Origin of the sequence: Pseudomonas simiae (assembly GCF_900111895.1) — a bacterium.
In the GTDB taxonomy this organism is placed as follows: Bacteria; Pseudomonadota; Gammaproteobacteria; order Pseudomonadales; family Pseudomonadaceae; genus Aquipseudomonas; species Aquipseudomonas simiae.
The window spans coordinates 346,542-365,440 of the sequence record NZ_FOKB01000001.1; the positions used below are offsets into that span (position 1 = coordinate 346,542).

An 18,899-nucleotide genomic window follows, 5' to 3' on the forward strand; every position below is an offset into this window, starting at 1 on the left:
CTGGGCGGGCTCACCACAAAAGCCCGTTCCCACATCGGGTTCAGCGTAAGCCTTTAGAACGTCTGCCCCAGGTTCAGGTACACCGCCTTCTGATTATCATCATTGAACCCATAGCTGAAATTCAGTGGCCCCAGCGGTGTATCGAACCCCAGGAAAATACTCGCCGCATTGATATACCCGCTATCGAATTCATTGTCGTTGTTCCACGCCCGGCCGCGCTCCAGTGACGCGCCCAGGTACAGCGGGAAATCCAGCGGCAGGTACGAACGCGGCGTGAGCCTGCGGTAGTACACCGCGCGCATCAGGCTGATGTTCTGGCCTGAGATTGCGTCCTGGCGGAAGCCCGACAACTGTCGCGCACCGCCCAGCAGGAAGCTGGAAATCACCACGTCCGAATCATCCAGGGTACGCCCGTAGCGCCCGCCCAGCACCAGGGTATCCGGGCCGTGGCTCATGGCTTTGTCGAGCTTGAACTCCCACTGGCGGTAGCGCTGGTCCGAGCCCAGCCCAGGTTCGAACTCGCGGTAGGCCAGGCCGATGTCTTCACCGGTATGGGGGAAGTACACGTTATCCAGGGAATCGAAGGAGTACTTCAGCTCATAGAAGCCTTCGCTGAAACTTACACTGGGCAGATCCCGGTCGCCGATGCGCACATCCGCCTTACCCCAGGCTTCGCCGACGCCAAAGCGGATTTCGCCACTGTTGCCGATCTGCCGTCCAACGTTCAAGCCGAAGCCGTAGCGTTCCAGGCGGTATTCGGAGATGGGGTCGTTGTCCAGGATCAGCTCGACGTTCTGAGCCTGGGCGCTGATATACGGCGCGACAAAGTAACGCGAACCGGTGTCCATCGGCTGATAGAACTCGCTGTACAGCTCTTGGCGATCACCGATCTGTACCCGCGTCAGCCATTCGGCGCCGAGGCGGTTGATACCATTCATGCGGTAGCTCGCGCCGAGGTTGAAAGCGCTGTCGCCACGCATGTCATCCGACAGGTTCAACCCCAGTCGCAGGTAGTCGGTGCCGCTGCGTTTGCCGCGCGCACTGATCACCAGGGTGTTGTCTTGACCCTTTTTCACCACGCGGTATTGCACCTGCTCAAAATAGTCCAGGCCGTAGAGGGTGCCCATGTCCGTTTGCAGGCGGCCCAGGTTCAGCGGTTCGCCCAGGGGTTGGCGGATGTAGTAGCGGATCACGTCGTCGCTGACTTTCGAGTCGTTTTCCACGTTGATGGCGGTGATCACCGGTGTGCGCTCGCCGGGTGCACGGGCGGCCACCAATTGCGGGTCGATCGGCTCGGCAGGGCGCACGTGGGCCAGGCGGGCATCAAGGGCGCGGGTGGCGCGGTAGCCAGCATCGATCATGTCTTTGGCGCGGCCGAAGTCAGTCACGCCGTAGGCGGCGAGGGGTGGCTGGATCAGCACGTCCTTGGGGTGCAGGGCCTTGAGTTGTTCTTCGGAATTACGCCGGGTCATCAGGGTGATCGACTGGTTGAGTACGTCCACCACCGTCGCCAGTTGCTTGCGCGAACGCAGCGGGGTGCCGATGTCGACGACGATGGCGATATCCACGCCCATTTCACGCGCCACATCCAGCGGGATGTTGTCGGTCATGCCGCCGTCCACCAGCAGCCGGCCGTCCAGTTCCACTGGCGCGAATACCGCCGGGATCGACATGCTGGCGCGGATTACCTGGGGGAGGTGACCCTTGCGGAACACCACCTTCTCGCCGGTGGTGATATCAGTCGCCACGGCGCGGAAGGGGATCGGCAGCTTGTCGAAGTTACGCGTGTTGCTGCTGTGGGCGAACATGCTTTCCAGCAGCAGCGCCAGGTTCTGGCCCTGGATCACGCCCAGTGGCAGACCCAGGCTGCCGTCGTCGCGGAAGCTGAGTTTCTGCTTGACCAGGAAATCTCGGTCATCCTGCTTGCGCCGGAACGGCACGTCTTCCCGGGGCGGTGCGTCGGACAGCGCCTGTTGCCAGTCGATGCTCAGCGCCAGTTTTTCCAGCTCATCGATCTTGTAGCCCGACGCGTACAGCCCGCCGATCACCGCGCCCATGCTGGTGCCGGCAATCGCGTCGATCTGGATGCCTTGCTCTTCCAGCGCCTTGAGCACGCCGATATGGGCCAAGCCACGGGCGGCGCCGCCGGACAGCACCAGGCCGATTTTCGGACGTGGCGGTTCAACGGCGTCGGCTAGAAGAGGGATCAGGCACAGAAACAGGCAGGACAGCAGGCGGCGCATCATGAATCTCTAGGCTGGGCGATAAAGGCCGGTATTATAGCCACTCGATCCGCCGAGCCCGTTACGCCTGGAACCTCTCAAATTATGTCTTCGATCAAACCCGAGATCGTCATCACCTATTGCACCCAGTGCCAGTGGCTGCTGCGCGCCGCCTGGCTGGCGCAGGAATTGTTGAGTACGTTTGCCGATGACCTGGGGAAAGTGTCGCTGGAGCCGGCCACCGGTGGCGCGTTTCGCATCACCTGCGACGGCGTGCAGATCTGGGAACGTAAGGCTGATGGTGGCTTTCCTGAAGCCAAAGTGCTGAAGCAGCGTGTACGCGACCGGATAGACCCGCAGCGTGACCTGGGGCACAACGATCGTACGCAGTGAAAGTCACCACCTGATGAGGGCGGTGACCTTGTGGTGCAGCGTTATTTGGCCGCCATCTTTTGTTTGATGAAGCCAATAAGCCAGGTCAGCAACAGCCCACCGACGCCACCGCCAACAATATTGCTGCCGACCGCCGCCACATCCAGCGCCTCGCCGCCGGAGGTGCCCGTCAGTGCCGCGACAAGCTGACCCAGCACCAGTCCGCCTACACCACCGATAACGGTATTGAGCCCGGTCCCCAGGCTCTGTTTGGTCATTCCTGCAATGTTGCCGCCGACGGCCCCGCTGATAATCTGCACCAACAAACTGATGAACATTTCCATAGTAAAGCTCCCGCATCGCGTTGAGTTTTTGACCACTCGCGTGCAGCAACTTCAGAGAATACCCAGGCTGTCGTCGAGCTGTCGGTTATCCGTTGAACGACTACTCACTGTTGCGGATATTTAAAGTATAGATCAGACCGTTACAGCGGGCTGTTTGGCTTGGCTGGCGCTGCCCATCAGGCCGGACAGCACAATGGCGACAATGATCAGCGCGCCCCCCAGCAGCATGCGCAACGTCGGGGTTTCGGCAAACAGCAGCCAGGCCGCGGTGATGCCGTAGACCGGCTCCATGGCAAACACCACCGAAGCAGTGCGTGCCTTGATCACTGCGAGGCTGGCGACAAACAGGCTGTGGGCCAGGCCGGTGCAGAACACGCCGAGCAGGCCGATCCACAGCCAGTCAATCGCCCTGACATCCGCCAGCGCCGGGGCCGCGACGGGCAACAGGCACACCGCGACCACCACGTTCTGGCACAGCGCTGCCTGCACCGCCGGGATGCGCCCGGAACTGGCGCGGTTGTTCAGCGACAGCAGCGAAAACAGCAACCCCGAGGCGATCCCCCAGAGCAACCCGCTGGTGGCTTCGCTGGCGAGGTTGAAGTCCGGGGTCACCAGCACCAGGCCGACGCTGACCAGCGCCACTAGCATCACTTCGTTAGCCCGGATGCGCTCGCGGAAGATCAACCCTTCGAGGATCACGGTAAAGGCCGGGAACGCGGTGAAGCCCAGGGTCGCGACGGCCACGCCGGCCACCTTCACCGCTATAAAGAACGTCACCCAATGCGCCGCCAGTAATACACCGCTGACCAGTAGCCGGCGCCAGTCACGCAGCTCCAGCGTTTTCCAGGCGGTGTTGCTGGCGAACCGTGCAAACACCGCCAGGGCAACCACGGCAAACGCGGCGCGGCCAAAGACGATGACGGCCGGCGAGGCGGCGGCCAGTTTGCCGAATACGCCGGTGAGGCCAAACATCAGTGCGCCGATATGCAGGGCGCCGAGGGCTGAGCGGGGAGTCATTGCGATCCTTGAATAAAACGGGTGACAGAAGCGCAGTCTAGTGGCTCGCCAGTACAGGTGTCTGTCGCTCGGCTCGCGATTTTTATCGCGAGGCTCTCGCTACGCGTTGCGTCGCAAAGCACCCGGGGAGGCGCCAAACTCACGCAGCATCGCCGCCGCAAATGCACTTTGCGAGGTATAGCCGACGCGCTCAGCGATTTCGCCGATGGGCAACGGGGTTTTGCGCAGCAGGTCCAAAGCCATTTGCAGGCGACGGCTACGGATATAGTCCATCGGCGTCTGCCCGCATTCCGCCATGAAGCGTGCATGCAAGCGCGGCACCGACAGGTCGGCGATGCGCGCCAGGTCGGCCACCTGCAGCGGGTGTGCAACATGGCGCTCGATATGCGCGTTGAACGCCGCGTACGGCAAACGCCGGCCCAGCGCCGGTTGGGCTGGCGGATGATTGAGACTGGCCATTAGCAGGATCGCACCTTGCTGGACGATCAGCGGGTCATGCACCGGGCTGTGCGCCAGCCATTGCACCAGTTGGTGCTGCCGTGAGTCCAGGGTCAGCCGCGCCGGTTGATCCAGCAGGCGGCGACTGGCATCGGCGTGTTCCCCCAGCGATTGCAGCACCCAGTGCTCGGTGGGCACATCCAGCACCAGGCAGCGGCTGCCATCGCGACTGCAGCACGCATGGTGGGCGGAGAAGGGCAGCACCATCACGCTGCTTTCGCGCACCTGGCTGCCACGGCCGTTCACTTCCAGGTCCAGATGCCCGGACAGGCCGAACACCAATTGCGCATGGTCATGGCTGTGGGCGAGGGGCGCTTCGACGTAGTGGCGTAGGGTGAGGGCGGGTCCCATTGCGGTCTCCTGGGCGGCAAGCGGGCAGTCTACAACGCTTTGCGGGCACTGAGCGCTGTCATCAGACTGACGCATCGTTGTCATGGGCTATTAATCGCCAGGGTGCAAGCTCGCGAAAACACCGTCGAGGGATGCCCATGACCAGTGCCGAGTTCGCCAAGCCCAGCCGCAAGCAACGGGTTCGTACCCTGTGGATATCCGATGTGCACCTGGGCACCCGGGATTGCCAGGCCGAACATTTGTCGCAGTTCCTCAAGGGTTATCACGCCGACAAGGTCTACCTGGTCGGTGACATCATCGACGGCTGGAAACTGCGTGGCGGCATGTATTGGCCCCAGGCCCACACCAACGTGATCCGCCGCCTGCTGACCATGGCCAAGCGCGGTACCGAAGTGATCTACGTCACCGGCAACCATGATGAATTCCTGCGTCGTTATTCCAAGCTGATCCTGGGCAACATCCAATTGGTGGACGAAGCGGTACACGTGACTGCCGATGGCCGGCATCTGTTGGTGATTCATGGCGATCAGTTTGACGTGATCACCCGTTACCACCGCTGGCTGGCGTTCCTTGGTGACTCGGCCTACGAGTTCACCCTCACGCTGAACCGCTGGCTGAACCACTGGCGTGCGCGCTATGGCTATGGCTATTGGTCGCTGTCGGCGTACCTCAAGCACAAGGTCAAGACGGCGGTGAACTTCATCAGCGATTTCGAAGAAGCCATCGCCCATGAAGTGACCAAACGTAAGCTGCACGGCGTGGTCTGCGGGCATATCCACCATGCGGAGATTCGCAAGGTGGGCGAGGTGGATTACCTCAATTGTGGGGATTGGGTGGAGTCGTGCACGGCGTTGATCGAGCACTGGGATGGGAGTATCGAGTTGTATCGGTTGGCGGATGCGCAAGCGAAAGCAGCACTGCTAAAAGCTGAGATGGTTGCGGGCTAGAGGATTCACACAGCCAAGCAATGTGGGAGATGGCAAGCCAGCTCCCACATGGGGTCCCGGTTTCTCAGTTGGAAACGTCGGCGATGGCTTTGGCCAGCAATGTCAGGCGTGTCGCATCGATGCCGGCCACGTTGGCCCGTCCCGAACTCACCATATACACGCTGTGTTTCTCGCGCAGTTGCTTCACCTGTTCGGCACTCAAGCCGGTGTAGGAAAACATCCCGCGCTGCGCCCCGATATGCGCGAACCGCGCCGACAAGCCGTGTGGCGCCAACGCCTCCACCAGCCCCGAACGCAGGTGGGCGATTCGCGAACGCATGGCTTCAACCTCGTCGCTCCACCGCTTTTTCAGCTCGGCATCACCCAGGATGGTCGCCACCACCGCAGCACCATGGTCCGGCGGCGTCGACCACAGGTTACGCGCCGTGTTGGCAAGCTGGCTGCGTACATCCGTCAGCTTCTCGGCATCCGCCGCACACACGATCAACGCGCCGACGCGGTCGCTGTACAAGCCGAAGTTCTTCGAGCACGAACTGGTCACCAGCACTTCCGGCAGCTCCGCCGCAAACAGCCGCACCGCCCAAGCATCCTGCTCCAAGCCGTCGCCAAAGCCCTGGTAGGCGAAGTCGATCAGCGGCAGCAGCTGGCGCTCGCGCACGATCTGCAGTACCTGGCGCCAATCGTCCTGGGACAGGTCGAAACCCGTCGGGTTGTGGCAGCAGGCGTGCAGCAGCACGACATCGCCCTTGGGCACTGTGGACAAGGTGGCGAGCATCGCCGCCACGTCCAGGCGGTTGTCAGCGCCCACGTACGGGTAATGACTGACTGGAATGCCAGCCTTGGCAAAGATAGTTTCGTGGATCGGCCAGGTCGGATTGCTCAGCCACACGCCACGGCCCGGCAGGTTGTGCGCAATGAAGTCGGCGCTCAGGCGCAGGGCGCCAGTGCCGCCTGGGGTCTGGGTGGCGCCGGCGCGGCGCTCGCGAATCAATGTCGAATCGGCACCGAGCACCAGCTCGCTGATCAGCTTGCCGAAGGCCGCATTACCGTGGCCGCCGATGTAGGTCTTGGTGGTTTGCGTGTCCACCAGGCGTTGCTCGGCCAACTTGACCGAGTGCGGAATCGGCGTCAGGCCCTGATCGTCCTTATAGACGCCCACGCCCAGGTCGAATTTGTTCGGGTTGGTGTCCTGGGCGTACAGGTCCATCAGCCCGAGGATCGGGTCGCCGGGCACGCGGCCAATGGCATCGAAATGCATTACTTGCGGCCCTCAGCGTCCTTGGCCACTTCGTCGGTGCGCGCGGCCATGATGAAGTCGTTGCGGTGCAGGCCTTTGATGGAGTGGCTCCACCAGGTCACGGTGACTTTGCCCCATTCGGTGAGCAGGCCCGGGTGATGGCCTTCGGCTTCGGAGATTTCACCCATGGCGTTGGTAAAGGCCAGGGCGAATTTGAAGTTCTTGAACAGGAAAACCTTTTCCAGTTGCATCACGCCGTCGCGGACTTCGATGTTCCAGTCGGGGATCTGCTTGAGCAGCACCGGCAATTCTTCATCGCTGACTTGTGGGGCATCGGCGCGGCAGGCTTCGCAATGGGCTTGGTTCAACGTGGTCATGGTGGTGTCCTGAATTCGAGTGTTTGAAGATCAGTAGCGTCACCCTAAAGCAACGCGCGGCCAGGGAACAGACTCACCTGGCCTCAAGATGTAAGGTTCACGCCGCCTTGGGCTTGGGCGGAAACTTCGGTGCGTGCAGACCCAACTGCATGCCACGCTCCACCATGCCCATGATGTCCTCCTGCGCCACTTCAAACAGGCGCTTGAGGTCAGGCAGCACGAAATACAGCGGTTGCAGAATGTCGATGCGATACGGCGTGCGCATCGCTTCCAGCGGGTCGAACACTTGATGCTCGGGCTCGGACGACAGGCTGTACACCGTCTCCTTGGGCGACGACAGAATGCCGCCACCGTAGATGCGTCGACCTTCGGGCGTGTCCACCAGGCCGAACTCGATGGTCATCCAGTACAGGCGCGCCAGGTACACCCGTTGCTCCTTGGTGGCCGCCAGGCCGAGCTTGCCGTAGGTGTGGGTGAATTCAGCAAACCAAGGGTTGGTCAGCAGCGGGCAGTGGCCGAAGATCTCGTGAAAAATGTCCGGCTCTTGCAGATAGTCCAGTTCTTCGCGGGTGCGGATAAATGTCGCCACCGGAAACTGTTTGCTGGCGAGTAATTCGAAGAACGTCTGGAAGGGGATCAGCGCCGGCACACGGGCGACCTGCCAACCAGTGGTCTCGGCCAGCACCTTGTTGATTTCACCCAGTTGCGGAATACGATCGTGGGGCAGGCCGAGCTTGTCGATGCCATCCAGGTATTCCTGGCAGGCGCGACCCTCGATCACTTTCAACTGGCGAGTGATCAGGGTGTTCCACACCGCATGTTCTTCCTGCGAGTAGTGGATAAAACCTTGCGCATCGGGCTCGCGGGCCACGTATTGCGTCTGCTTCATACGGCTCTCCTGCTAGGCATTCGTTCTTGTTATGTCCTGCGATGAGCTTATTGATACCCCGTGCGCGGCCAGATTCCATCTGTTTAAAGCGGCCACAGGTAGGAAAAGTTACCGCTTTTCGTAAAGTATTCGTTACGCTTGTGGGGTTGGCCGTTGTGCTGGGCTGTGAAAAGCCCGCAGGCTGTCACATAATCTTGACGACTATCTGCGCCCAGCGACAAAAACACGCGGCGCCTCCCCACTTTTCGGGCCTCTTCATGCGTATCAAAGTGCACTGCCAGAACCGCATCGGCATCCTGCGGGACATCCTCAACCTGCTTGTGGAGTATGGCGTCAACGTCGCCAAGGGCGAGGTGGGCGGTGAGCATGGCAATGCCATCTACCTGTTTTGCCCGAACCTGGTGAACATGCAATTCCAGGCGTTGCGCCCGCAGTTCGAGGCGATTGCCGGGGTCTTTGGTGTCAAAAGGGTAGGGCTGATGCCCAGCGAGCGTCGGCATATGGAGCTCAATGCGCTGCTTGGTGCCTTGGAGTTTCCGGTGTTGTCCATCGATATGGGCGGCTCGATTGTCGCCGCCAACCGCGCGGCGGCGCAGTTGCTCGGGGTGCGTGTGGACGAGGTGCCGGGGATTCCGCTGTCGCGCTACGCCGAGGACTTTGATCTGCCCGAACTGGTCCGCGCCAGCAAATCGCGGATCAACGGCCTGCGGGTCAAGGTCAAGGGCGACGTGTTCCTGGCGGATATCGCGCCGCTGCAATCCTCCGAACATGACGACAGCGAAGCCATGGCCGGTGCCGTGCTGACCCTGCACCGCGCTGACCGCGTCGGTGAGCGCATCTACAACGTGCGCAAGCAGGAACTGCGCGGCTTTGACAGCATCTTCCAAAGCTCCAAGGTCATGGCCGCCGTGGTACGCGAAGCCCGACGCATGGCGCCGCTGGATGCGCCTCTATTAATAGAAGGCGAAACCGGCACTGGCAAGGAACTGCTGGCGCGTGCCTGTCACTTGGCCAGCCCACGTGGGCAATCGCCGTTGATGGCGCTCAACTGCGCGGGCCTGCCCGAGTCGATGGCCGAGACCGAGCTGTTCGGCTACGGCCCCGGCGCGTTCGAAGGCGCACGCGCCGAAGGCAAGTTGGGGCTGTTGGAACTGACGGCGGGGGGGACGTTGTTTCTCGATGGTGTCGGAGAAATGAGCGCACGCTTGCAGGTGAAATTGCTGCGCTTCCTGCAGGACGGTTGCTTCCGTCGCGTAGGCAGCGATGAAGAGGTCTACCTGGACGTGCGCGTGATCTGCGCCACGCAGGTGGACTTGTCCGAGCTGTGCGCCCGTGGCGAATTCCGTCAGGACCTCTACCACCGCCTCAATGTATTGTCCCTGCATATCCCGCCCCTGCGCGAATGCCTCGACGGGCTGGCGCCCTTGGTGGATCACTTTCTCGACCAGGCCAGCCGGCAGATCGGCTGCCCCCTGCCGAAGCTGGCGCCGGCTGCGATGGATCGCCTGAGCCACTACCACTGGCCAGGCAATGTGCGGCAACTGGAAAACGTGCTGTTCCAGGCGGTGTCGTTGTGCGAGGGCGGGACGGTGAAGGTCGAGCATATCCGCTTGCCGGATTATGGCGTGCGTCAGCCGCTTGGCGATTTTTCCCTGGAGGGCGGCCTGGAGGACATCGTCGGCCGCTTCGAGAAGGCGGTGTTGGAAGCCTTGTACGCCGAGCATTCCAGCAGCCGACAGTTGGGCAAGCGCCTGGGGGTGTCCCACACCACCATCGCCAATAAGTTGCGTGATTACGAAATTCTCAAGGCTGACAAGTGATTGTCTGACACTCCTAGGTCAACACACATTTGATCTTTGTCGCTAATACGACCGGGGTTTGCCGTTAGCGGCAGTAGTCCGCCGTTTTTTCGACTCGCGCCCAATCACGAAATCATCACACCTCAGCGCAAACCCCCGCCCCGCCTGCACTTCATCGTCTTTTTAAAAGTTGGTTCGCAAATTGCTTAAGCCTCATCAGTACAGCGGTGGGCGGCAAGCGTCCGTCAGAAAGAGGAAAGAGCGTGGACAAGTACCTTTATGTGGCAATGACCGGCGCCAGCCAGAATGCTCTGGCGCAGAAGGCCCATGCCAACAACCTGGCGAACATTTCCACCAATGGTTTCCAACGTGACCTGGAGCAGGCGCGTTCGATGCCGGTGTTCGGTGACAGCTTTCCGGCGCGGGCGTTTGCCATGACCGAACGCCCAGCCACTGACTTCACCCCCGGCGCCATGATCGAGACCGGCCGTGACCTGGACGTTGCCGTCAATGGCGATGGCTGGATGGCCGTGCAGACTCCGGACGGCGGCGAAGCTTACGTGCGCAGCGCGAGCATGAACGTCGATGCATTGGGCGTGCTGCGCGCCGGCAACGGTATGCCGATCATGGGTAACGGTGGTCCGATTGCCGTGCCGCCGCAGCAGAAGATCGAAGTGGGTTCCGACGGCACCATCAGTATCCGTGCCATGGGCGAGGGCCCGCGGGTGATGGCTGAAGTGGACCGCATCAAGCTGGTCCAGCCTGACCTGAAGAACATGAATAAAGGCCTGGACGGCACCATCCACACCAAGGATGGCCAGCCAGCCCAAGCCGACGCGAACGTCAAGCTGACCTCGGGTTTCCTGCAGGCGAGCAACGTCAATGCCGTGGAAGAAATGACCGCGGTGCTGGCGCTTTCCAAACAGTTCGAGCTGCACATCAAGATGATGAACAGCGCCAAGGAAGACGATCAGGCCATGACTCGCGTCATGCAGATGAGCTGATAGCCGCGTCACTGAACCACGACTAATTTCGCAGCGCAGCGCCAACAAACAGGCGCACGAAGGAGAACAGCATGCTTCCGGCTCTATGGGTTGCCAAAACAGGTCTGTCCGCCCAGGACACCAACCTGACCACCATTTCCAACAACCTGGCCAACGTGTCGACCACGGGTTTCAAACGTGACCGCGCCGAGTTCCAGGACTTGCTTTATCAGATCAAGAAGCAACCAGGCGCCCAGTCGACCCAGGACAGCGAACTGCCGTCGGGCCTGCAATTGGGTACCGGTGTGCAGATCGTCGGCACCCAGAAGAACTTCAGCGCCGGTAACCTGCAGCAGACCGGCCAGCCGCTGGACATGGCCATCAACGGCCGTGGTTTCTTCCAGATCCTGCAGCCGGACGGCACGACTTCCTACACCCGTGACGGTACTTTCCATCTGGACTCCAACGGCCAGATCGTCACCGCCAACGGTTTCGCCCTGGAGCCGGCCGTGGTTGTTCCTGCTGACGCCAAGACGTTCACCGTCGGCAACGACGGCACTGTGTCCATCACCGTGGCCGGCAACCCGGCGTCGCAAGTGATCGGCAACCTGCAGACCGCCGACTTCATCAACCCGGCCGGCCTGCAAGCCATGGGTAACAACCTGTTCCTGGAAACCGCCTCCAGCGGCGCGCCGCAAATCGGTACGCCTGGCTTGAACGGTTTCGGCACGACGCTGCAAAGCACCCTGGAAACGTCCAACGTGAGCACGGTTGAGGAGATGGTCAACATGATCACCACCCAGCGCGCCTACGAGATGAACTCCAAGGTGATTTCCACCGCCGACCAGATGCTTTCGTTCGTAACGCAGAATCTGTAATCAAGTCTATGGGGCGCTCTTGAGGGCGCCTGCAACACCGTGAGGTAAGGGTCATGAATCGCTATGTTTCCGTTCTGGCATTGAGTGGGATTGCCGTGCTCGCGGGCTGTGTCGCCCCGACGCCAAAACCCAATGACCCGTACTACGCGCCGGTGTTGCCACGTACGCCGTTGCCGGCGGCTGCCAACAATGGTTCGATCTATCAGGCCGGCTTCGAACAGAACCTGTACAGCGACCGCAAGGCGTTCCGGGTCGGTGACATCATCACCATCACCCTGAACGAGCGCACCCAGGCCAGCAAGAACGCCAACTCTCAAGTCGGCAAGACCAGCAAGGCTGGTATCGGTCTGACGTCGTTGTTCGGCGCTGTGCCCAACGTCAACAACCCATTGGGTGATGGCGACCTGAGCCTCAGCGCCGGCTACAGTGGCGACCGTGCCACCAACGGCAAGAGTGCAGCGGGGCAGGGCAACAGCCTGACCGGTTCGATCACCGTGACCGTGGCCGATGTACTGCCCAACGGCATCATCGCCGTACGCGGTGAAAAGTGGATGACCCTCAACACCGGCGACGAGCTGGTGCGCATTGCCGGCATGGTCCGTGCCGATGACATCTCCACCGACAACACCGTGCCGTCCACGCGGATTGCCGATGCACGCATCACTTATTCCGGCACGGGCGCCTTTGCCGATGCGAGCCAGCCAGGCTGGTTCGACCGTTTCTTCCTTAGCCCGCTGTTCCCTTTCTAGGTGGCCACTTTGAACTTCAAACAGCTGATGGCGGCCGCACTCCTGCTTTCCTTGAGCGCTGTCGCCCAGGCCGAACGCCTGAAGGACATCGCCAGCATCTCCGGCGTGCGTTCCAACCAGTTGATCGGCTACGGCCTGGTGGTGGGGCTCAACGGTACGGGTGACCAGACCACGCAGACCCCGTTCACCCTGCAGACCTTCAATAACATGCTCTCGCAGTTCGGCATCAAGGTGCCGGCGGGATCGGGCAACGTGCAGTTGAAAAACGTCGCGGCCGTGTCGATCAGTGCTGACTTGCCGGCGTTCTCCAAGCCGGGCCAAGTGGTGGACATCACCGTGTCGTCCATCGGTAACTCGAAAAGCCTGCGTGGCGGCACCTTGCTGATGACGCCGCTCAAAGGTATTGACGGCAACGTCTACGCCATCGCCCAGGGCAACCTGGTGGTGGGCGGGTTTGACGCCGAAGGTCGCGACGGGTCGAAGATCACCGTCAACGTGCCATCGGCCGGTCGTATTCCGGGTGGCGCCACGGTTGAACGCACCGTGCCGAGCGGTTTCAACCAAGGCAACAGCCTGACCCTGAACCTCAACCGCTCCGACTTCACCACCGCCAAGCGCGTGGTCGACAAGATCAACGACATGCTCGGCCCAGGCGTGGCCCAGGCCATCGACGGCGGCTCGATCCGTGTGACTGCGCCGCTGGATCCAAGCCAGCGTGTCGACTATTTGTCGATCCTGGAAAACCTGGAAGTCGACCCAGGCCAGGCCGTGGCCAAAGTCATCATCAACTCGCGTACCGGCACCATCGTGATCGGCCAGAACGTCAAGGTGTCGCCGGCAGCGGTGACCCACGGCAGCCTGACCGTGACCATCACCGAAGATCCGATCGTCAGCCAGCCAGGGCCTTTGTCCAACGGCCAGACGGCGGTGGTGCCACGTTCGCGCGTCAATGCTCAGCAAGAAGCCAAGCCGATGTTCAAGTTCGGCCCCGGCACCACCCTGGATGAGATTGTCCGTGCGGTGAACCAGGTGGGCGCAGCGCCCGGCGACTTGATGGCGATCCTTGAAGCGCTGAAACAGGCCGGCGCCTTGCAAGCCGACCTGATCGTGATCTGAGGCCATGGCCATGGATATGCGCAAGAGCGGTATCAGCAGCACGGCGGACTCGGGGTCTTACTCCGACTTGAACCGGCTTAACCAGCTCAAGGTCGGCGACGACAAAAACAGCGAAGGCAACATGCGCAAGGTCGCGCAGGAGTTCGAGTCGCTGTTCTTGAGCGAGATGCTCAAGTCCATGCGTTCGGCCACCGAGGCGCTGGGCAAGGACAACCCGATGAACACGCCGGCCGCCAAGCAGTACCAGGAAATGTACGACCAGCAACTGGCGGTTTCGATGTCCCGCGAAGGCGGTGGTATCGGCCTGGCTGACGTGCTGATGCGCCAGATGCAAAAGAACAAACCGGTGGAGGCCCAGGCCGCCACGTTGCAAGGCCCGGCGGCTGCCGAAGCTGTGAAGAAAGTTGATGTGCCGACGGAGATTGCGGCGGGTACCCAGGCCGTAGGTCCGTTGGGCCGCTCCAATGGCCAGCGCCCGCTGTGGGCTTACCGCGTGGCGGAGCCACAGGCCGGCGCCGTGGCCTCCCACAGCAATGACATGGAGCTGATGAATCAGCGCCGTATTGCCTTGCCAAGCAAGCTGACCGATCGCCTGCTCGCCGGCATTGTGCCGAACGCGCCAGTCGCGATCGATGCCAAAAGCGCACCGCTGCGTAACAGTGCGGCCGACGACAACGTGGTCAATAGCACCGCGCGCACGTTTGCCGTGCCGAGCGGGCGCATGCAGGTCTATGGCCGCGCCGTGGCCCAGCCACCGTTGGCGCCAGCGAAGAAAGCCTTCAGTTCGCAGGACGAATTCGTCGCCACCATGTTGCCGATGGCCAAGGCGGCTGCCGCGCGCATTGGTGTCGATCCGAAGTACCTGGTGGCCCAGGCTGCCCTGGAAACCGGTTGGGGTAAATCGGTGATGCGCGCAGAGGATGGCAGCAGCAGCCACAACCTGTTCGGCATCAAGGCTGGTCAGAGTTGGCAGGGCGGCCAGGCCCGCGCGATCACCAGCGAGTTTCGCGATGGGGCGATGGTCAAGGAGACGGCGCAGTTCCGTTCCTACAACTCGTACCAGGACAGCTTCCACGACCTGGTGACCTTGCTGCAAAGCAATGATCGCTATAAAGAAGTTGTGAAGTCGGCCGACAACCCGGAACAGTTTGTTCGCGAGTTGCAAAAAGCCGGTTACGCCACCGACCCGGCCTATGCCAGCAAGATTTCGCAGATCGCCAAAACGATGGACAGTTACCAGAACTACGCTGCCGCTGGCGCAACCACACATTTATAAGGTCTGAACCATGAGTTTGCTCAGTATCGGGATGTCAGGGCTAAACGCCTCTCAAGGAGCGTTGTCGGTCTTGAGTAACAACATTGCCAACGCCAATACCTCGGGCTACTCGCGCCAGCAGACCACCCAGAGTGCGAGTGCGTCGAACCCGTATGGCGGCGTGTTCATCGGCAGCGGCACGACCCTGGCGGACGTGCGTCGGGTCTACAACGAATTCCTCGATGCGGCCTACCAGAACAGCACTGCGCTCAACAACGATGCCAAGGCTTATTCGAGCCAAGCCAGTGCCATCGACAAAACCCTGTCGGACAAGACCACCGGCATGTCTTCGGTACTCAGTGCGTTCTTCGCCGCGGTGCAGACCTCTGCGGCAAATCCAAGCGATGTTTCCGCGCGGCAGGTGTTGCTGACCAGCGCCCAGACGTTGAGCAATCGTTTCAACTCGATTTCGACCCAACTGAACCAGCAAAAAGAGTCGATCAACGGCCAGTTGAAGACCATGAGCGATCAGGTCAACCAGTTGACCTCTTCGATTGCCTCCCTGAACAAGCAGATCACTCAGGCGCAGGGCTCAAGCAACAGCGCTCCGGCGAACTTGCTGGATGCACGTAATGAGGCAGTACGTTCGCTGAATGAGTTGGTGGGCGTCACTGCCGTCGAAAAGAACGGTGTATTCAGCGTCAGTACCGGCACAGGCCAGTCCCTGGTGCTGGGTGATCAATCCAACAGCATTTCAGCGGTGCCGAGTTCGAGCGACCCTAGCCAGTACACCATCCAGCTCAATGCAGGCGGCGGGACCTCAGTGGACATGGGTAATGTACTCAGCGGCGGCAGTATTGGCGGCTTGCTGCGTTATCGCAGCGATGTCTTGATGCCTGCCATCAATGACCTGGGGCGTATCGCAATCGTAACTGCGGACACGATCAACAGTCAGCTGGGCCAGGGCGTTGACCTGAACGGTGACTTTGGTTCGTCCTTGTTCAAGGATATCAACAGCGCCGCTGCCATTGCGCAACGTAGCGTGGGCGCGGCGGGTAACAGTGCTGGCTCCGGTAACCTGAATGTGACCATCAGTGATACCAGCAAGCTGACCCCCTACGACTATAAAGTCACCTTCACCAGCGGCAACAACTACACGGTGATGCGTTCCGACGGCAAGTCCATGGGGGCGTTCGACACCACTACCACGCCGCCGCCGGTTATTGATGGTTTCACCCTGGCCCTGGATGGCAAGGGGCCGATGGCCGCAGGCGACAGCTTCAAGGTCAGCCCTACTGCCAACGGCGCCACCAACATTGGCACCGATTTGAAGGACGCAAATAAGATCGCGTTCGCCGGGCCGTTGCTGGGTGAGGGCAGCAAGACCAACCAGGGCACCGGCACCTTTACGCCGCCAACCCTGACGGTGCCTATCGATATTCACGGTGGTGCCAATACCGCTCAACTGCGAACCGGCATTGAGCACTCGATGCCGGTAAAAATGGTGTTTGGTAAGCCCGCGGCTGACGGTACTCAGGCCTACACGGTCAACGATGCTCAAGGTAATCCAATCGGCACGGGCAGCATCATTCCGGGCCAAACCAACAAGATCACCATTGATGTGCCGATGCGTGACGCCAACGGTGCGCTGGTGGTGCCGGCCAAGAGCTTCAAGTTTGATACCGCTGTCGGTGGGGCACCCGCCGATGGCGACAGCACGACCTTTTCTTTCAATGCTTCGGGCAAGTCGGATAACCGTAACGCCCAGGCGTTGCTTGACCTGCAAACCAAGGCCACCGTCGGCCTGGCGGATGGTAGCGGTGGAGGCGTGAGCCTGGTAGCGGCCAACAGCCGGTTGGTGTCAACCGTCGGCGCCAAGGCGGCTTCGGGGATTACCGACACCACCGCCACGGGCGCACTGCTCAAGGCCAACCAGGATGCACGCAACTCGGTATCCCAGGTCAATCTGGATGAAGAGGCCGGTGACATGATCAAGTTCCAGCAGTACTACACCGCGTCGTCGCAGATCATCAAAGCTGCGCAAGAAACCTTCAGTACGCTGATCAATAGTCTTTAAGGGAGCCTGGGACGATGCGCATTTCTACCGCACAATACTTCGAAACCACTTCCGCCAAGTATTCGGATAACTACTCAAGCGTCGTGAAGGCCCAGAACCAGGCCAGCACCGGAGTGCGCGTTGAAACTGCCTCCGATGACCCGGTCGCGGCAGCGCGCCTGTTGATGCTGCAGCAACAGAAAGACATGTTGAGCCAGTTCAACGGCAACATCACTAGCTTGAAGAACTCGCTGACCAACGAAGAAAGCGTGCTGGGCTCGATCAACGACGCGCTGCAGAAAGCCAGTGAGCTGGCCTTGCGTGCGGGCGGCTCGCTGAGCGATGCCGATCGCAAGTCGATTGCCGGCGAAATTGGCGCGATAGAGGATCAAGTGCTGGGCTTGCTCAACAGCAAGGATGCGTCGGGCAACTATCTGTTCTCCGGGTCCAAGACTGCGACCCCGCCTTATAGTCGCAACAGCGATGGCACCTATACTTACCAAGGGGACGAGACCCCATTGAGCCTGCAGGTTTCGGATACGCTGAAGATCCAGGCGGGCGATACCGGCAAGAGCATCATGGGGGGAGCGGCGAATTCGGGTCGCACCCAGGCTACCTGGATAGCACCACCGATCGTCCCGCCGGCGACGGCGCCGGTGCCGAACGACAATAAAGTCTCGTTGTCGGCAGGTCTGGTGACATCGGGCACTGACTACACCAAGCAATTTGCCGACGGCCAGCCTTACAAGTTGACCTTTACCAGCAGCACCCAATACAAGGTCTCCGACAAGAACGGTAACGACATCACTTCGGAAATTCCGGGTAATGGTACTTTCGACTCCACCAAGGAAGGCGGTTCCAGCGTGAACCTGCGCGGCGTGAAGTTCGATATCACGCTGGACCTCAAGGATGTTGCGTCGGGGCCGAACGCGGATGCTCTGGTTAAGGACCGTTCGTTTAGTCTGGCCGCCAAGCCGGACACCTTCAGTGTGTCGCGTACTCCAAGCAACCCATCCACTGCGCAGTTGACCAATGCCTCGGTGACCAATCAGGCGGCGTATGCCAGCACATTCCCGGCGAACAGCGGTGCGGTGATCAAATTCACCTCTGGTACTGCGTACGAGGTGTATGCCCAGCCCTACACGGCTGACAGTAAAGCCATTGCTACAGGTGACACGGGAGGCGGCACGACGGTCACGGCGGCCGGGGTGACGTTTGATGTCAGCGGTACACCGCAAAGCGGCGATCAATTCGCAGTCGCTGCAACGACGCAGAAGACTCAGAATGCACTGGATACCCTCAGCCAGCTGCGCCATGCCCTGGAGCAACCGGCCGACGGTAATCCTGCGGCGATGATCAAGCTCAAGGATGCCCTGGATGCTTCCATCGCCAACTTTGGTAATACCCGTACCCAGGTCGATAATGTCCGCGGGTCCATTGGCGCGCGGCAGAATGCACTGGATATTCAGACCAGCGAGAACACCAGCATCGGCCTGGCTAACACCAGCACCATGAGTGATCTGGGCAATATCGATACGGCTCAAGCCGCAATCAACCTGACCTTGCAGCAAACCATGCTGCAAGCCTCCCAGTTGGCCTTCGTGAAAATCTCGCAATTGAGCCTCTTCAACAAGATGTAAGTGGCTCTACGTCAAGCGGCCCGCTCTGGAAACAGGGCGGGCCGTTGTCGTTTCTGGGGCTTAATTGTTTGAAGGTTTTGCACAAAGCACACAAAATTGAGTGACCTGTGAGTCATAAAGCGCATCTTCACTGTATCGTATGAAAAGGATAAGTCGTCACAGGGTCCTT

Annotated in this window: 17 protein-coding genes; 10 read left to right on the forward strand and 7 right to left on the reverse strand. The window is 60.7% G+C overall.

Annotated elements, in window-relative coordinates; translation table 11 throughout:
* Window positions 1-53 precede the first annotated feature (53 nt).
* The gene (locus BMZ57_RS01585) at window positions 54-2,243 is read right to left on the reverse strand and encodes a patatin-like phospholipase family protein (RefSeq protein ID WP_010208711.1); all 2,190 of its coding nucleotides are present in this window, start codon (window positions 2,241-2,243) and stop codon (window positions 54-56) included.
* Between the two features lie 84 nt (window positions 2,244-2,327).
* Between BMZ57_RS01585 and BMZ57_RS01590 the strand changes: the two genes are divergently transcribed.
* Entirely contained in the window at window positions 2,328-2,615 is a 288-nt protein-coding gene (locus tag BMZ57_RS01590) for an Rdx family protein (protein ID WP_021490851.1), read from the forward strand.
* Between the two features lie 41 nt (window positions 2,616-2,656).
* Here the strand turns inward: BMZ57_RS01590 and BMZ57_RS01595 are convergent, their stop codons facing one another.
* From BMZ57_RS01595 to BMZ57_RS01605, 3 genes are all read right to left on the reverse strand, one after another.
* Complete coding sequence (locus BMZ57_RS01595) at window positions 2,657-2,938, reverse strand: hypothetical protein (protein ID WP_010208716.1); 282 nt, start codon at window positions 2,936-2,938, stop codon at window positions 2,657-2,659.
* Window positions 2,939-3,070: 132 nt separating this feature from the next.
* Window positions 3,071-3,955 carry a DMT family transporter gene (locus BMZ57_RS01600; protein ID WP_021490850.1) on the reverse strand — a complete coding sequence of 295 codons (885 nt, stop codon included), beginning with the start codon at window positions 3,953-3,955 and terminating at the stop codon, window positions 3,071-3,073.
* Between the two features lie 99 nt (window positions 3,956-4,054).
* Window positions 4,055-4,804: an AraC family transcriptional regulator gene (locus BMZ57_RS01605; protein WP_044287607.1), complete on the reverse strand. Its 750-nt coding sequence runs from the start codon at window positions 4,802-4,804 to the stop codon at window positions 4,055-4,057.
* A gap of 137 nt (window positions 4,805-4,941) precedes the next feature.
* Here BMZ57_RS01605 and BMZ57_RS01610 point away from each other — a divergent pair, with 137 nt between their 5' ends.
* Window positions 4,942-5,751 (forward strand): UDP-2,3-diacylglucosamine diphosphatase, encoded by an 810-nt coding sequence (locus BMZ57_RS01610; RefSeq protein WP_069673213.1) that lies wholly within the window; start codon window positions 4,942-4,944, stop codon window positions 5,749-5,751.
* 64 nt (window positions 5,752-5,815) lie between these two features.
* Here BMZ57_RS01610 and BMZ57_RS01615 read toward each other — a convergent pair whose 3' ends face one another.
* From BMZ57_RS01615 to phhA, 3 genes are all read right to left on the reverse strand, one after another.
* Complete coding sequence (locus BMZ57_RS01615) at window positions 5,816-7,009, reverse strand: amino acid aminotransferase (RefSeq protein ID WP_010208720.1); 1,194 nt, start codon at window positions 7,007-7,009, stop codon at window positions 5,816-5,818.
* On the reverse strand, window positions 7,009-7,365 hold the full coding sequence (locus BMZ57_RS01620) for a 4a-hydroxytetrahydrobiopterin dehydratase (protein WP_010208721.1): 357 nt from the start codon (window positions 7,363-7,365) through the stop codon (window positions 7,009-7,011). The genes BMZ57_RS01615 and BMZ57_RS01620 overlap by 1 nt, the downstream gene beginning before the upstream one ends.
* Window positions 7,366-7,462: 97 nt before the next feature.
* Window positions 7,463-8,254: a phenylalanine 4-monooxygenase gene (gene phhA / locus BMZ57_RS01625; RefSeq protein ID WP_010208722.1), complete on the reverse strand. Its 792-nt coding sequence runs from the start codon at window positions 8,252-8,254 to the stop codon at window positions 7,463-7,465.
* Window positions 8,255-8,511: 257 nt separating this feature from the next.
* Between phhA and BMZ57_RS01630 the strand changes: the two genes are divergently transcribed.
* From BMZ57_RS01630 to BMZ57_RS01665, 8 genes are all read left to right on the forward strand, one after another.
* Window positions 8,512-10,074, forward strand: a complete 1,563-nt coding sequence (locus BMZ57_RS01630) for a sigma-54-dependent phenylalanine hydroxylase transcriptional regulator PhhR (RefSeq protein ID WP_010208723.1) — start codon at window positions 8,512-8,514, stop codon at window positions 10,072-10,074.
* Between the two features lie 242 nt (window positions 10,075-10,316).
* On the forward strand, window positions 10,317-11,057 hold the full coding sequence (locus tag BMZ57_RS01635) for a flagellar basal body rod protein FlgF (protein WP_010208724.1): 741 nt from the start codon (window positions 10,317-10,319) through the stop codon (window positions 11,055-11,057).
* Between the two features lie 71 nt (window positions 11,058-11,128).
* Window positions 11,129-11,914, forward strand: coding sequence for a flagellar basal-body rod protein FlgG (flgG, locus tag BMZ57_RS01640; protein WP_005790105.1), 786 nt, complete (start codon window positions 11,129-11,131; stop codon window positions 11,912-11,914).
* A gap of 53 nt (window positions 11,915-11,967) precedes the next feature.
* Window positions 11,968-12,663 carry a flagellar basal body L-ring protein FlgH gene (gene flgH, locus BMZ57_RS01645; protein WP_010208725.1) on the forward strand — a complete coding sequence of 232 codons (696 nt, stop codon included), beginning with the start codon at window positions 11,968-11,970 and terminating at the stop codon, window positions 12,661-12,663.
* Between the two features lie 27 nt (window positions 12,664-12,690).
* Window positions 12,691-13,779 (forward strand): flagellar basal body P-ring protein FlgI, encoded by a 1,089-nt coding sequence (locus tag BMZ57_RS01650; protein WP_033901075.1) that lies wholly within the window; start codon window positions 12,691-12,693, stop codon window positions 13,777-13,779.
* 4 nt (window positions 13,780-13,783) lie between these two features.
* Window positions 13,784-15,055, forward strand: a complete 1,272-nt coding sequence (gene flgJ / locus BMZ57_RS01655) for a flagellar assembly peptidoglycan hydrolase FlgJ (protein WP_042571869.1) — start codon at window positions 13,784-13,786, stop codon at window positions 15,053-15,055.
* A gap of 10 nt (window positions 15,056-15,065) precedes the next feature.
* On the forward strand, window positions 15,066-17,111 hold the full coding sequence (gene flgK, locus BMZ57_RS01660) for a flagellar hook-associated protein FlgK (protein ID WP_029529075.1): 2,046 nt from the start codon (window positions 15,066-15,068) through the stop codon (window positions 17,109-17,111).
* A 14-nt stretch (window positions 17,112-17,125) separates the two neighbouring features.
* The gene (locus BMZ57_RS01665) at window positions 17,126-18,730 is read left to right on the forward strand and encodes a flagellar hook-associated protein 3 (protein ID WP_042571868.1); all 1,605 of its coding nucleotides are present in this window, start codon (window positions 17,126-17,128) and stop codon (window positions 18,728-18,730) included.
* Window positions 18,731-18,899 lie beyond the last annotated feature (169 nt).

What these genes read in the sequence shown, in the direction of transcription:
- BMZ57_RS01585 (WP_010208711.1), bottom strand. Translation starts at nt 2,243, where the DNA reads ATGCGCCGCCTGCTGTCCTGCCTGTTTCTGTGCCTGATCCCTCTTCTA.
- BMZ57_RS01620 (WP_010208721.1), bottom strand. Translation starts at nt 7,365, where the DNA reads ATGACCACGTTGAACCAAGCCCATTGCGAAGCCTGCCGCGCCGATGCC.
- BMZ57_RS01595 (WP_010208716.1), bottom strand. Translation starts at nt 2,938, where the DNA reads ATGGAAATGTTCATCAGTTTGTTGGTGCAGATTATCAGCGGGGCCGTC.
- BMZ57_RS01630 (WP_010208723.1), top strand. Translation starts at nt 8,512, where the DNA reads ATGCGTATCAAAGTGCACTGCCAGAACCGCATCGGCATCCTGCGGGAC.
- BMZ57_RS01600 (WP_021490850.1), bottom strand. Translation starts at nt 3,955, where the DNA reads ATGACTCCCCGCTCAGCCCTCGGCGCCCTGCATATCGGCGCACTGATG.
- flgJ (WP_042571869.1), top strand. Translation starts at nt 13,784, where the DNA reads ATGGCCATGGATATGCGCAAGAGCGGTATCAGCAGCACGGCGGACTCG.
- BMZ57_RS01650 (WP_033901075.1), top strand. Translation starts at nt 12,691, where the DNA reads ATGGCGGCCGCACTCCTGCTTTCCTTGAGCGCTGTCGCCCAGGCCGAA.
- BMZ57_RS01615 (WP_010208720.1), bottom strand. Translation starts at nt 7,009, where the DNA reads ATGCATTTCGATGCCATTGGCCGCGTGCCCGGCGACCCGATCCTCGGG.
- BMZ57_RS01605 (WP_044287607.1), bottom strand. Translation starts at nt 4,804, where the DNA reads ATGGGACCCGCCCTCACCCTACGCCACTACGTCGAAGCGCCCCTCGCC.
- BMZ57_RS01610 (WP_069673213.1), top strand. Translation starts at nt 4,942, where the DNA reads ATGACCAGTGCCGAGTTCGCCAAGCCCAGCCGCAAGCAACGGGTTCGT.
- flgK (WP_029529075.1), top strand. Translation starts at nt 15,066, where the DNA reads ATGAGTTTGCTCAGTATCGGGATGTCAGGGCTAAACGCCTCTCAAGGA.
- BMZ57_RS01665 (WP_042571868.1), top strand. Translation starts at nt 17,126, where the DNA reads ATGCGCATTTCTACCGCACAATACTTCGAAACCACTTCCGCCAAGTAT.
- flgH (WP_010208725.1), top strand. Translation starts at nt 11,968, where the DNA reads ATGAATCGCTATGTTTCCGTTCTGGCATTGAGTGGGATTGCCGTGCTC.
- flgG (WP_005790105.1), top strand. Translation starts at nt 11,129, where the DNA reads ATGCTTCCGGCTCTATGGGTTGCCAAAACAGGTCTGTCCGCCCAGGAC.
- phhA (WP_010208722.1), bottom strand. Translation starts at nt 8,254, where the DNA reads ATGAAGCAGACGCAATACGTGGCCCGCGAGCCCGATGCGCAAGGTTTT.
- BMZ57_RS01590 (WP_021490851.1), top strand. Translation starts at nt 2,328, where the DNA reads ATGTCTTCGATCAAACCCGAGATCGTCATCACCTATTGCACCCAGTGC.